Source organism: Actinomyces viscosus, from assembly GCF_900637975.1.
Lineage (GTDB): Bacteria > Actinomycetota > Actinomycetes > Actinomycetales > Actinomycetaceae > Actinomyces > Actinomyces viscosus.
This window is the reverse complement of the sequence record NZ_LR134477.1, coordinates 2,735,447-2,748,218: the sequence shown is the minus strand read 5'-3', so window position 1 is coordinate 2,748,218 and position 12,772 is coordinate 2,735,447. Positions and strand designations below refer to the sequence as shown.

The 12,772-nt window shown below is 69.8% G+C and carries 10 protein-coding genes and 1 tRNA gene; 10 read left to right on the top strand and 1 reads right to left on the bottom strand.

From position 1 onward, the window contains the following. Nucleotides 1-58 precede the first annotated feature (58 nt). From EL340_RS11690 to EL340_RS11680, 3 genes are all read left to right on the top strand, one after another. Nucleotides 59-2,449, top strand: a complete 2,391-nt coding sequence (locus tag EL340_RS11690; protein WP_126415473.1) for a carbon starvation CstA family protein — start codon at nucleotides 59-61, stop codon at nucleotides 2,447-2,449. Next, entirely contained in the window at nucleotides 2,446-2,781 is a 336-nt protein-coding gene (locus tag EL340_RS11685) for a CstA-like transporter-associated (seleno)protein (protein WP_126414698.1), read from the top strand. The genes EL340_RS11690 and EL340_RS11685 overlap by 4 nt, the downstream gene beginning before the upstream one ends. 75 nt (nucleotides 2,782-2,856) lie before the next feature. Next, nucleotides 2,857-3,303, top strand: coding sequence for a VanZ family protein (locus tag EL340_RS11680; RefSeq protein WP_408608548.1), 447 nt, complete (start codon nucleotides 2,857-2,859; stop codon nucleotides 3,301-3,303). An 80-nt stretch (nucleotides 3,304-3,383) separates the two neighbouring features. Here EL340_RS11680 and EL340_RS11675 read toward each other — a convergent pair. Then, nucleotides 3,384-3,467: transfer RNA gene (locus EL340_RS11675), tRNA-Leu, on the bottom strand. A 256-nt stretch (nucleotides 3,468-3,723) separates the two neighbouring features. Between EL340_RS11675 and EL340_RS11670 the strand changes: the two genes are divergently transcribed. The 7 genes from EL340_RS11670 to pknB are packed head-to-tail and all read left to right on the top strand — an operon-like array spanning nucleotide 3,724 to nucleotide 12,674. After that, nucleotides 3,724-4,431, top strand: coding sequence for an FHA domain-containing protein (locus tag EL340_RS11670; protein WP_126414696.1), 708 nt, complete (start codon nucleotides 3,724-3,726; stop codon nucleotides 4,429-4,431). Beyond that, nucleotides 4,428-4,904 carry an FHA domain-containing protein FhaB/FipA gene (locus EL340_RS11665; RefSeq protein WP_126414695.1) on the top strand — a complete coding sequence of 159 codons (477 nt, stop codon included), beginning with the start codon at nucleotides 4,428-4,430 and terminating at the stop codon, nucleotides 4,902-4,904. The genes EL340_RS11670 and EL340_RS11665 overlap by 4 nt, the downstream gene beginning before the upstream one ends. After that, on the top strand, nucleotides 4,901-6,325 hold the full coding sequence (locus EL340_RS11660) for a PP2C family protein-serine/threonine phosphatase (protein WP_126414694.1): 1,425 nt from the start codon (nucleotides 4,901-4,903) through the stop codon (nucleotides 6,323-6,325). Before EL340_RS11665 ends, EL340_RS11660 begins: the two co-directional genes overlap by 4 nt. 1 nt (nucleotide 6,326) lies before the next feature. Further along, nucleotides 6,327-8,054: an FtsW/RodA/SpoVE family cell cycle protein gene (locus EL340_RS11655; RefSeq protein ID WP_126414693.1), complete on the top strand. Its 1,728-nt coding sequence runs from the start codon at nucleotides 6,327-6,329 to the stop codon at nucleotides 8,052-8,054. Continuing rightward, entirely contained in the window at nucleotides 8,051-9,553 is a 1,503-nt protein-coding gene (locus tag EL340_RS11650) for a peptidoglycan D,D-transpeptidase FtsI family protein (protein WP_126414692.1), read from the top strand. Before EL340_RS11655 ends, EL340_RS11650 begins: the two co-directional genes overlap by 4 nt. Next, nucleotides 9,550-10,677 carry a serine/threonine-protein kinase gene (locus tag EL340_RS11645; protein ID WP_126414691.1) on the top strand — a complete coding sequence of 376 codons (1,128 nt, stop codon included), beginning with the start codon at nucleotides 9,550-9,552 and terminating at the stop codon, nucleotides 10,675-10,677. The genes EL340_RS11650 and EL340_RS11645 overlap by 4 nt, the downstream gene beginning before the upstream one ends. Next, nucleotides 10,674-12,674 (top strand): Stk1 family PASTA domain-containing Ser/Thr kinase, encoded by a 2,001-nt coding sequence (gene pknB, locus EL340_RS11640; RefSeq protein WP_126414690.1) that lies wholly within the window; start codon nucleotides 10,674-10,676, stop codon nucleotides 12,672-12,674. The genes EL340_RS11645 and pknB overlap by 4 nt, the downstream gene beginning before the upstream one ends. Nucleotides 12,675-12,772 lie beyond the last annotated feature (98 nt).

Below are 12,772 nucleotides of genomic sequence, written 5' to 3'. Positions count from 1 at the left end.
AGCCGTCACCGGAGACGATGACGCCACACCTTTTCTCGACGACGAGAACGGAATCCCGATGCCCCAGAAAGAAGCCTCTCTGCCCACCTACACGGAGCAGGAGGAGAAACGGATCATCCGCAACGCCGACGGCGTCCCCGTCGGCATACGTCCTGACAATCGATGGACACCCGCACGGATCGCCACATGGGTGGTCATCACGGCCCTGGGGGTCCTGGGCTGGTGGATGCTGGCGATCGTGCGCGGCGAGCACGTCAACACCATCTGGTTCGTGGTCACCGCCGTGTGCACCTACGCGATCGGGTACCGCTTCTACGCCCTCTACATCCAGCGGCGCATCATGCGCCCCGACGACACCAACGCCACCCCGGCCGAGCGCATCAACAACGGGCGCGACTTCGACCCCACCCACCGCGTCGTCCTCTACGGCCACCACTTCGCGGCCATTGCCGGCGCCGGCCCGCTGGTCGGCCCGGTCCTGGCGGCCCAGATGGGCTACCTGCCCGGGACCCTGTGGATCATCATCGGCGTGCTCGTGGCCGGCGCGGTCCAGGACATGCTCGTCCTGTTCTTCTCCATGCGCCGCGGCGGGCGCTCGCTGGGCCAGATGGCCACCGACGAGATCGGGAAGGTCGGCGGCATCGTGGCCACCGTCGTCGTCTTCGTCATGCTCATGATCGTCCTGGCCGTCCTGGCCATGGTCTGCGTCAACGCCCTGGCCGCCTCCCCCTGGGGCGTCTTCTCCGTGGGCATGACGATCCCGATCGCCATCGGGATGGGCCTGTGGCTGCGCTTCGTCCAGCCCGGAAAGATCACCCAGGTCTCCTTCGTCGGCTTCGGCCTGCTCATCGCCGTCATCATCGGCGGGCGCTGGGTGGCCGAGTCCTCCTTCGGCCACTACCTGCACCTGTCCCCCACCGCCCTGGTGTGGGCCATGATCATCTACGGCTTCCTGGCCGCGGTCCTGCCCGTGTGGGTCCTGCTCACCCCGCGCGACTACCTGTCGACCTTCATGAAGGTCGGCACCATCACGATCCTGGCCCTGGGCATCATCATCGTGCGCCCCCTGGTGGAGATGTCCGCCGTCACCGAGTTCGCCTTCAACACCGACGGCCCGGTCTTCGCCGGCACCCTCTTCCCCTTCCTGTTCATCACCATCGCCTGCGGCGCCCTGTCCGGGATGCACGCCATGGTCGCCTCGGGCACCAGCCCCAAGATGGTGGAGAAGGAGACCCAGGTCCGCATGATCGGCTACGGCGGCATGCTCATGGAGTCCTTCGTGGCGATCATGGCGCTGGCGGCCGCGGTCTCGCTGAGCCCGGGCATCTACTTCTCCATGAACACCTCGACGGCGACCATGAACAAGATCGCCGGCCCCGAGGTGGTCTCCTCCGCCCCCTGTAAGACCGCCGACGACCCCGAGCACCACTGCGAGAGGCTCGCGGAGGCCGCCGTGGCCAAACTCGGTGTCACCGACGCCCAGGGCCGCACGCTCAACCCCGAGTGGGACTCCTGGGACGACAACGGCAACCCCAAGACCTACACGGGCGCCGAGGCCCTGGAGCGCCTGGCCAGCGACGTCGGTGAGCCCAACGTCGTCTCGCGCACCGGCGGCGCCCCCACCCTGTCGGTGGGCATCGCCCACATCCTCCACCAGATCGGCGGTGGGCGCGCCATGATGGGCTTCTGGTACCACTTCGCCATCATGTTCGAGGCCCTGTTCATCCTCTCGGCCGTCGACGCCGTCACTCGCGTGGCCCGCTTCCAGCTCTCCGACGCGCTGGGCAACGCCTTCCCCAGGTTCAAGGACCCGTCCTGGCACGTGGGCGCCTGGGGGACCACGGCCGTCGTCGTCGCCTCCTGGGGAGCCCTGCTCCTCATGGGCGTCACCGACCCGCGCGGCGGCATCCAGACGCTGTACCCGCTGTTCGGCATCGCCAACCAGCTCATCGCGGCCGTGGCCCTGCTCGTGGTCACCGTCATGGTGGTGCGCAAGGGCTACACGAAGTGGGTGTGGATACCCGCGATCCCGCTGGTGTTCGACACGGCCGTCACCTTCACGGCGTCGTGGCAGAAGATCTTCTCCACCGACCCGCTCGTGGGCTACTTCCAGCAGTACCGCAACGCCAAGGCGCTGCTGCCCACGCTGAGCGACCCGGCCAAGATCGAGGAGACCCGGGCGATCGTGCGCAACACGATGATCCAGGGGACGCTGTCGATCGTCTTCCTGGTCATGGTCGCCTTCGTCATGGTCTGCGCCCTCATCCGCATCATCCAGACGATCCGCAACCGGGACACGACGACGTCGGAGGACCCGTACCAGGAGTCCAACTTCTACGCGCCCGAGACGATGATCGCCTCCTCGCTCATGAAGAAGGTCTCCCGGGAGTACGAGCAGGTCGGTGACCCGGCCCTCATCCCGCACAAGGCCCACGCGGAGAAGTCATGACGCGGACCCCTCCGACGGCGCAGCCGGCAGGTCAGGAGACGGGGCGGGAAACGGAGCGGCCGGGCGCCCGCCGCCGGGTGCGTGAGGCCCTGGCCCGGGCCCGCGCCCTGTGGCGGGACCTGACCGGGGAGTCCGCCTACGACCGCTACCTGGAGCGCTACGCCCGCGAGCACGCCGACTGCCCGCACCGCCCCGACGGCGCCCACGGTTCGGGGCAGGGGTCGGGACAGGGCTCGGGTCGCGCTTCGGGTCACGGGCCCATGAGCGAGCGCGAGTTCTGGCGCGCCCGGGCCGAGCAGGCCGAGACGGAGATCAAGGCCAGCTGCTGCTGAGCCCTGGGCCACACTCCTGTGCTCCGATCGTTACCGCCCGCCTTCCTCAGTCCCCGGAGGGCGGGCGGTAGCGTCGTGAGCGTGCCCACCCAGCAGTCCAGCCCTCAGGCCCCGCGCAACACCTCCCACGAGCGGATCGCCCGCGGCGCGGCGGTCGTCCTCCTGGCGATCGTCTGCGTGGCGGTCGTGTGGCCCTCCGGCCGCGAGGTCGCCGATCTCAAGGACTCGCTGGGACCGGCCTTCCTCAGCCCGGAGGGCAAGGACGTCGTCCTCAACCTGGTCATGCTGGCGCCGGCCACCTTCTGCGCCGTCGCGGGCTGGCGGGACATCCCCTGGTGGATGTGGGCGCTGGTGGGCTGCGTCGTCGGGCTGAGCGCCGAGGTGCTTCAGAGCCTCCTGCCGATGCTGGAGCGGCGGCCATCGCTGGCCAACGTCGGCCAGAACGCCGTCGGCGCCTGGGTCGGGGCCCTGGCCGCCTGGTACCTGCTGCGCCGCCTGCACCCCCGGTCCGCCTCGAGCTGACCCCACTGCTCCGAGGGGCGCTCCACTCGTCGCGGACAGCGAAAGGCCCGGACCGTGATGGCCCGGGCCTTTCCGTTCTGTGCGCGGGGGGGGACTCGAACCCCCATGATCGTAAGATCACACGGACCTGAACCGTGCGCGTCTACCAATTCCGCCACTCGCGCGAGAAGCGAGCATGAGACTAGCCCGCCACCCCCGCCGTCGTCCAATCCTCAGCCCCCTATTCGGCCGTGAGACCGCTCACGACACAATTACCTCACACAGAGGCGGCCGTCTTCCCTGCGATGACTTCGCTACCGTTACGATGGGAACGGTATCGGCCTGCGTGCAGGTCCGTGCAGGCCCATAGCGAGGCGGGACAGTCCCGCCTCCCGGCTCCATCCCGGGGGCCGCCACACCACATTGGGGGAGGTACTGTCCATGGGATTCCTGGACAAGTTCGAGAAGGGCGTCGAGAACGTCACGAACCGCGCCATGTCCCGCTTCTCGGACGACATCGAGCCCATCGAGATCGCCTCGAAGCTCCGCGAGACCATGGACAAGCGCGCCGCGTCCTTCGCGCGTGACCGCTCAGTGGTTCCCAACATCTTCCGCATCCACCTCACCCCGCCGAGCATCGAGCGCATCACGGCCTGGGGCCAGGACGAGATGGTGCGTCAGATGGAGGAGGTCGCCACCTCTCACGCCGCCGACCAGGGCTACTCCTTCGTCGGACCGGTCGAGGTCTCCTTCCTCGTCAACAACACCCCCAACGCCCCGGCCATCGAGATCGAGTCCTCCACACGGCGCGGTGCCGCCGCTCCGGCCGCCGCCGCCACCGCCACCCCGGCGCACCCGATCGTCGACATCAACGGCCAGCGCTACCTGCTCACCGGCCCGGTCACCGTCATCGGGCGCGGCTCGGAGGCGGACATCATCGTCGACGACTCCGGCGTCTCACGACGCCACCTGGAGATCCGTCTGACCCACGGCAACGCCATCGCCAGCGACCTGGGCTCGACCAACGGCACCTTCGTCGAGGGCCAGCGAGTCGACGCCGTCACGCTCGTGGACGGCAACACCCTCACCATCGGCCGCACCCAGATCCTGTTCTGGGACGGCACCCAGAACAGCGGAGTCAACGGGTGAGCGCACTCGCCTTCACGATCCTCCGGCTGGGCTACCTGGTCCTGCTGTGGTTCTTCCTGTACCTCATCGTGCGCGTCATGCGGCGCGACATGGCCGACTCCCCCTCCGCCTCTCCGGCGCGTCGGCGCTCCGCGAACGCCTCTGAGCAGCCGTCAGGCCCTCCCCCGCGGGGCCGACGCCGTAGCGCCACCCGCCTGGTCATCACCGAGGGCCCCCTGGCCGGCTCGACCGTGCCCCTGAGCCCCTCGTCCATCATCATCGGCCGCTCACCCTCGTGCACCCTGGTCCTGGACGACTCCTACGCCTCGTCGCGCCACGCCCGCGTCTTCCCCAAGGACGGCGCCTGGTGGCTGGAGGACCTCGGCTCCACCAACGGAACCATGATGGACGGCCGCCCCGTGCACGGCGCCGTGGAGCTCCCCATGAACATTCCTGTCAGAATCGGCCAAACGACGCTGGAGCTGCGCTCATGACCATATCGTTGCGCTTCGCCGCGCGCTCCGACGTCGGCCTGGTCCGCCAGTCCAACCAGGACTCGGGCTACGCCGGCCCCCACCTGTGCCTCCTGTGCGACGGGATGGGCGGACCCGCGGGCGGAGACATCGCCTCGGCGGTCGCCATCGAGCACCTCATGCCGCTGGACGCCGACTCCCACCAGGCCGGCGAGCTGCTGGGCCTCATGCGCGACGCCGTCCAGGCCGCTCACACCGAGCTCGTCACCCTGTCCTCGCAGGACCCCGACCTCGCCGGGCTGGGCACCACCTGCATCGGCGTCATGCGCAGCGGCAACAAGCTCGCCATGGTCCACGTGGGCGACTCGCGCGCCTACATGCTGCGAGACGGCACCCTCACCCAGGTCACCACCGACCACACCTTCGTGGAGTACCTCGTGGAGACCGGGCGACTCACCCGCGACCAGGCCCGCCAGCACCCCCAGCGCTCCGTCCTCCTGCGCGTCCTGGGGGACACCGAGGGCGAGGTCCAGCTCGACGAGTCGATCCGCGAGGCCGTTCCCGGCGACCGCTGGCTGCTGTGCTCCGACGGCCTGAGCGGCCCGGTGACCGCCGAGACCATCGGTGAGGTGCTGGCCGGCGTCGCCGACCCCGGTCAGGCCGCCGACCAGCTCGTCGACCTGGCGCTGCGCGCCGGTGGACCGGATAACGTCACCGCCGTCGTCTTCGACGTCGTCAAGGACGATCCCGAGCCGCAGACCGTCCCCCAGGTGGTGGGCAGCGCCGCCACCGAGCGCCTGGCCCAGGAGCGCGCGGCGGCCGCCCACCGCAAGGCCGGCGAGGGGACCGAGGCCAAGGACACCGAGGGCGCCAGCCCCGCCGCCAAGGCCGCGGCCCTCATGGCCACCCTGGAGGAGCAGCCCGACTCCGCGAAGGACTTCTCCGACGTCGACGAGGCCATTGCCGCCGAGGCCGCCACCCAGGAGAAGGCCCGACGCTGCCACCGCCGGCGGATCCTTGTGGGAAGCATCGTCCTGCTGGCCACGCTCGTCGGCGCCAGCGCCCTGTTCTACCGCTGGACCCAGACCCGCTACTACGTCTCCACCTATGACGGCCAGGTCGCCATCTACCAGGGGATCCCCCAGTCCATCGGCCCCCTTAAGCTGAGCCACTCGGTCAAGGCCTACGCGGACCTGCCGGTGGAGAGGCTCGACGACAACATCCGCGAGCGCCTGGAGGCCACCGTCAGCCAGAACTCGATGAGCGACGCGCAGACCTACGTCGACAAGACGGTCCGCTCCTACCTCAAGCCGGCCGGCTCCGGGCAGAACCCCTCCGGCTCCACAGCCTCGCCCTCCCCCACCACGACTCCCACGCCCGCTCCCGCACCGGAGGCGCCCGCCGAACCGGCTCAGCCCGATCAGGCCGGGCAGGAGGGATGAGATGACTGCTGCTCCAGGCCCCATGGGCGCCCCCGCGGGCGTCGCGACGATCCAGCCCGCCGGCACCGCGAGGCACTCGGGCCGGTGGGCGGAGGCGGCGCTGCTCGGCGTCGCCCTGGTCCTCGGCCTGGGCGGCTTCGTGCTCACCGCCCTCAACCGCACCGGCTCCTCCCCCGCGCAGACCGTCATGCTGGGAGGCTCCTTCCTCGGCCTGACCGTCCTCATGCACCTGTGGGTGCGCTACACCGCCCCGTGGGCCGACCCGGTCCTCCTGCCGGCGGCGGTGGCGCTCAACGGGATCGGCCTGGCCATGATCCAGCGCCTGGACCTGGCCTACGAGGCCAACGAGCAGTGGGAGTTCTACGTCGGTTCCAAGCAGCTGGTCTGGACACTGCTGGGCGTCATCCTCTTCTGCGCCGTGCTCTTCCTGCTGCGCGACTACCGGCGCCTGCGACGCTGGGACCGCTGGGCCATGTGGTCGGGCCTGGTCTTCCTCGTCCTGCCCTTCCTGCCGTTCATCGGCCAGAGCATCAACGGCGCCCGGATCTGGATCCGGATCGGCCCGATGAGCTTCCAGCCGGCCGAGCTGTCCAAGGTGCTGCTGGCGATCTTCTTCGCCTCCTACCTGGTGGCCAACCGCGACAACCTGGCCCTGGTGGGCCGCAAGGTCCTGTGGATGAGCCTGCCGCGCGCCAGGCACCTGGGCCCCCTGTTCATCGTGTGGGGCGTGAGCATCTGCGTCCTGGTCCTCCAGAAGGACCTGGGCTCCTCGGTCCTGCTGTTCGGACTGTTCGTCGTCGTCCTGTACGTCGCCACCGACCGCCCCTCCTGGCTGCTCATCGGCGCCGCGCTGTTCCTTCCGGCGGCCTGGTTCGCCGCCACGCACCTCCACCACGTCCAGCAGCGCATCAACGGGTGGCTCCACGCCACCGACGACGCGGTGTTCAGCGCCGCGGGCGGCTCCTGGCAGCTGCTGACGGGAATGTTCGGCATGTCCACCGGCGGGCTCATGGGGGCCGGCTGGGGCAAGGGCTCACCGACCCTCGTCACCTTCGCCAACTCCGACTTCATCTTCGCCTCGCTGGGTGAGGAGCTGGGCCTGACCGGCACGCTCGCCATCCTCATGCTCTACCTCGTCCTCATCCAGAGGGGGCTGCGCACCGCCGTCTCGCTGCGCGACGGCTTCGGCAAGCTCCTGGCCGTGGGCCTGTCCTTCGCCATCGCCCTGCAGATCTTCGTCGTCATCGGCGGCGTCACCCGGCTCATCCCGCTGACCGGGCTCACCCTGCCCTTCCTGGCCTACGGCGGGTCCTCGCTCATCGCCAACTGGGTCATCCTGGCCCTCCTGCTGCGCCTGTCCGACGCCGCCCGGCGCCCCGCCACCCACGCGCCGCGGATCATCGACACGGCCGAGCTGCCGGTCTCCCTGCGCCGCCAGGTCCAGGACGCCGGGGCCGAGGAGGCCATCGAGGAGGTCGTCGACGACTCCCCCGGCGGATTCCCTCAGGACGGTGACGACGCCGGCTACGCGGCCGCACCGACCGGTGCCGAGGCCTACGCGCCGTACGGCGCACCGGCCCCCGGCAATCCGGTGCATGACGGCTCCCCCACCGTCACCGTCAGCCCGGAGGCACCGCCTCCACCGCGCACCGCACCGGACGGGGAGACACTGCGCTCATCGCGCGCCCCGGGTTTCACTGATGACAGCGACAGGAGGCAGCAGCCATGAACCGACAGATTCGTCAGGTCGCCTTCCTGGTGCTGGTCATGTTCACCGCGCTGTCCCTGTCCGTCACCAGCGTCCAGGGGCTGGCCCGCCCCGCCATCTGGGAGCCGCTGTCCGCCAACGGCGCCCTCAACTCCGATCCGCGTAACCGCCGCACCGTCAACCGGGAGTTCGGCACCGACCGCGGCCCGATCCTGGTGGCCGGCGGCACCACCATCGCCAGCACCGAGAAGTCCGACAACGGCCAGGGCTCCGAGAACTATCAGCGGGTCTACGCCAACGGGCCGCTCTACGCCCCGGTGACCGGCTACTTCTCGCCCGCCTTCGCCTCCATGACCGGCATGGAGCAAGCGGGTAACTCGGTGCTCAACGGGGACGACCCCTCCCTGTTCTCCTCCCGGATCAAGACCCTCATCACCGGTGACTCCCAGAGGGGCGGCGCCGTGGAGCTGACCATCAAGCCCGAGATCCAGCAGGCGGCCTATGACGCCCTGGCCGGGCGCGAGGGCGCCGTCGTCGCCCTGGACCCCAGCACCGGCGCCATCCTCGCCATGGTCTCCTCGCCCTCCTACGACCCCTCGGCCTTCGCCACTCGCGACGGGAACGCGGCCAACGAGGCCAACACCACCCTCAGCGAGGACTCCTCCCGGCCGCTGGACAACCGGGCCATCGCCGGCAACCGCTACCCGCCGGGCTCCACCTTCAAGATCATCACCACCGCCGCGGCCCTGCGCACCGGCAAGATCACGACGGACTCCGAGGTCGACGCCCCCGACACCATCACCCTGCCGGGCACCAACCACTCCCTGGAGAACTACGGCGGGGAGTCCTGCGGCGGCGGCCGGACCAGCTTCTCCCACGCCTTCGCCGAGTCCTGCAACACCCCCTTCGCCCAGCTGGCCATGGACGTCGGCGAAGAGGAGCTCTCCAAGGAGGCCCACAGCTGGGGCTTCGACTCCAAGCTCTCCGTCCCGTTGACGGTCACCCCCTCCACCTACCCCGACAACGACTCGCAGGCGCAGACGGCGATGGCCGGCATCGGTCAGGCCTCGGTGCAGGCGACCCCCCTCATGATGGCGATGGTGGCCTCCACCGTGGCCAACAACGGCGAGCAGATGACCCCCTACCTGGTCTCGCGCACCCTCGACCCCGACCTCAACGAGGTCAGCACCACCTCCAAGAAGGTGGCCCGCACCCCGATCGACTCCGCCACCGCCAAGTCCCTGTCCTCCCTCATGCAGACCGCCGTCTCCGAGGGCACGGGCACCAGCGCCCAGGTCGCCGGGGTCCAGGTGGCCGGTAAGACCGGCACCGCGGAGACCGGCTCGGACAGCGGCCCCACCACCTGGTTCGTGGGCTTCGCCGGGACGGACATCAACAAGCCCCAGATCGCGCTCGCCGTCGTGCTCGACGGCAACGCCGAGACCGAGGACGGCGCCACCGGCGGCAAGGTGGCCGGCCCGGTTGCCGCCCAGGTCATCGATGCGGCGGTGAACCAGTGAAGCCCGTTGCCGGACTCCAGATCCAGGGCCGCTACGAGCTCGTGGAGCAGATCGCCCTGGGCGGTATGGGCCAGGTGTGGCGCGCCACCGACCTGCGCTCGGGCCGGGCCGTGGCCGCCAAGATCCTGCGGCCCGAGCTGACCGGGGACGAGATCTTCCTGTCCCGCCTGCGCGCGGAGGCCAAGAACTCCCAGGGCCTGCGCCACCCCAACCTCGCCGTCGTCCTGGACTCCGGGGAGAAGGACGGCACCGGCTGGCTCATCATGGAGCTCGTCCAGGGCCGGGCCCTGTCCGACATCATCGCCGAGAAGGGCACCCTGTCCCCCGCCGAGATCCTGCCGATCCTGGCGCAGGTGGCCCGCGCCCTCCAGGTCGTCCACGACTCCGGCGTCGTCCACCGCGACGTCAAGCCCTCCAACATCCTCATCAACCGCGAGGGCCTGGCCAAGCTCACCGACTTCGGCATCTCCACGGGCATCAACCAGCGTCCGCTGACGGCCTCCGGCATGGTCATGGGCACCGCCCAGTACCTCGCACCCGAGCAGGCCATGGGCAACATGGCCACCCCGGCCGGAGACCTCTACGGGCTGGGCATCATCGCCTACGAGGCCCTGGTGGGGCGCCGCCCCTTCAGTGGGGCCACCCAGGTGGACATCGCCTTCGCCCACGTCAACGAGGAGGTGCCCGCCCTTCCCGACGCCGTCCCGCCGCAGGTCCAGGCGATCGTCCTCAAGCTGCTCGCCAAGAAGCCGGCCGACCGGCCGCACTCGGCGCGCGAGGTGGCCCGCGCCCTGGACCGGGCGGTCGTGAACCTGCCCACGGACGCCTGGGATCCTCGTGAGGCGCTCAGCTGGGAGTCCACCGGTCGCCGCGGCCCGCGGACCCGCGAGCTGCCGCAGCCGGCCACCGTGCGTCCCGGTCGCCACGCGGCCGGGGAGCCGACGCCGTCGCGCACGGCCCGGCACGCCTCCGGGCGCTCCTTCCTCGGCCTCAACCTGATGACCCTGAGAGTCATCATCCCGGTCCTCGCCGTCATCACCCTGCACAGCACGGGTACGCTTGCCCATGCGCATCAGGTCATGCCAGCCTTGATGCTGAGCATCCCTGTCAAGGAGGTACTGTGACCAGTCAGTTCCCCCAGGTCCTCGCGGGCCGTTACGAGATCCGCGACCTCATCGGACGTGGTGGTATGGCAGAGGTGCACCTCGGCTACGACACTCGCCTGTCGCGGGTCGTGGCCATCAAGCTGCTGCGTTCGGACATCGCCGGCGACCCCACCTTCCAGGCCCGTTTCCGCCGCGAGGCCCAGTCCGCGGCGGCGCTCAACCATCCCGCCGTCGTCGCCGTCTACGACTCCGGTGAGGAGGAGCTCCTTCAGCCCGGCGGCGCCAGCCGCACCGTCCCCTACATCGTCATGGAGTACGTCGAGGGGCACACCGTGCGCGAGCTCCTCAGTGAGGGCGAGGCCGTCCCGATCCCGGAGGCGGTGGAGATCGTCTCCGGCGTCCTGGACGCCCTGGAGTACTCCCACCGGGTGGGGATCGTCCACCGCGACATCAAGCCGGGAAACATCATGCTGACCTCCACCGGCGCGGTGAAGGTCATGGACTTCGGCATCGCGCGGGCCATTGAGGACTCCGCCTCCACGGTGACCCAGACCCACACGGTGGTGGGCACCGCCCAGTACCTCTCCCCGGAGCAGGCCCGCGGCGAGTCCGTGGACGCCCGCTCGGACCTGTACTCCACCGGTTGTCTCCTCTACGAGCTCCTCACCGGTCAGCCCCCCTTCCAGGGCGACTCCGCGGTGGCCATCGCCTACCAGCACGTGCGGGAGATCCCCAAGCGGCCGTCCTCCCTGGCTGCCGATGTCCCCGAGTCCCTGGACCGGGTGATCCTGAAGTCCCTGGCCAAGAGCCGTGACGACCGCTACCAGGACGCCGCGCACATGCGCGCCGACCTCCAGGCGGCCGCTCAGGGCATGTCCGTGGCCGCGCCGGCCGCCGACTCCTGGTCCCCGGCCACCTCGGTCATGGCCTCATCGGCCGCCGAGCCGGTTCAGCCCACCTCCGCCTTCGCCCAGGTGCCCTCCGAGCCCTCACAGGCGCCCGCGACGAAGGAGACCGAGGAGCCCGAGAAGAAGTCCAGGAGCCACACCTGGATCTGGATCCTCGTGTTCCTCTTGTTCGTGGCCCTGGCCGTCGTCGCCGGCCGGTGGGCCTCCGGGGCCTTCGACACCCGACCGACCCCGACGCCCAGCGCCACCGTCAGCACCGTCGACGTGCCCGATGTCAGCGGCCAGGACGAGGAGTCGGCGAAGAAGACCATTGAGGACGCCGGCCTGAAGTTCGCCAAGGACGAGGTCGCCAACGACACCGTCAGCGAGGGCCTGGCCGTCTCCTCCGACCCCGAGAAGGGCACGAAGGTCGAGGAGGGCGCCACCGTCACCGTCCACTTCTCCACCGGCTCGGCGATGGTCAAGGTGCCGGACCTGGAGGGCAAGACCCAGGAGGACGCCCGCAAGGCCCTCAAGGACGCCGGGCTCGAGGGTGGCAACACCACCCTGGAGGACTCCGCCACGATCCAGAAGGACCGGGTCATCTACACCAGCCCGCTGGCGGGAACCTCCGTCGAGCGCGGCACCACGGTCGACCTGGTGCTCTCCACCGGTAACGCCTCCGTCCCCGACGTCACCGGCCAGGACGAGGCCACGGCCAAGAAGACCATCGAGGACGCCGGCCTGAAGTTCAAGCGCGGCGACGACGTCACCTCCACCGACGTCGAGAAGGGCAAGGCCGTCTCCTCCGACCCGGCCGCAGGCTCCAGCACCACCGCAGGAGGCACGGTCACCGTGCACTTCTCCAGCGGGGCGGGGGCCACCGCAACCCCGACGCCTACCGCTCCAGCAACAGCGGATCCAAATGCCTCCGTCATGCCGGAAGTGAACGGGAAGGACTCTCAGGACGTGAAGTCCGACCTAGAAGCTCAAGGGTTCAAGGTGACGATTCAGACTCAACAGTCCAAAGATCCAAACGTCCAACCAGGAATGGTCATCAGTTCCAACCCGCAGGAGGGTCAGCCGGTTAGCCCAGGTAAGGAGATCATTCTGTACGTCGCCAAATAGCGGCCCCGCTGCCAAGCAACTTGATCCCCCGCAACATGGCTGGTGCCCCAGGCCTTCCAAGGCTGGGGCACAGCCGTATCCGTGCGACTCAGCCGATC

Coding starts and splice junctions, on each gene's coding strand:
- EL340_RS11690 (WP_126415473.1), top strand. CDS start 59: ATGCCCCAGAAAGAAGCCTCTCTGCCCACCTACACGGAGCAGGAGGAG.
- EL340_RS11685 (WP_126414698.1), top strand. CDS start 2,446: ATGACGCGGACCCCTCCGACGGCGCAGCCGGCAGGTCAGGAGACGGGG.
- EL340_RS11670 (WP_126414696.1), top strand. CDS start 3,724: ATGGGATTCCTGGACAAGTTCGAGAAGGGCGTCGAGAACGTCACGAAC.
- EL340_RS11660 (WP_126414694.1), top strand. CDS start 4,901: ATGACCATATCGTTGCGCTTCGCCGCGCGCTCCGACGTCGGCCTGGTC.
- EL340_RS11655 (WP_126414693.1), top strand. CDS start 6,327: ATGACTGCTGCTCCAGGCCCCATGGGCGCCCCCGCGGGCGTCGCGACG.
- EL340_RS11650 (WP_126414692.1), top strand. CDS start 8,051: ATGAACCGACAGATTCGTCAGGTCGCCTTCCTGGTGCTGGTCATGTTC.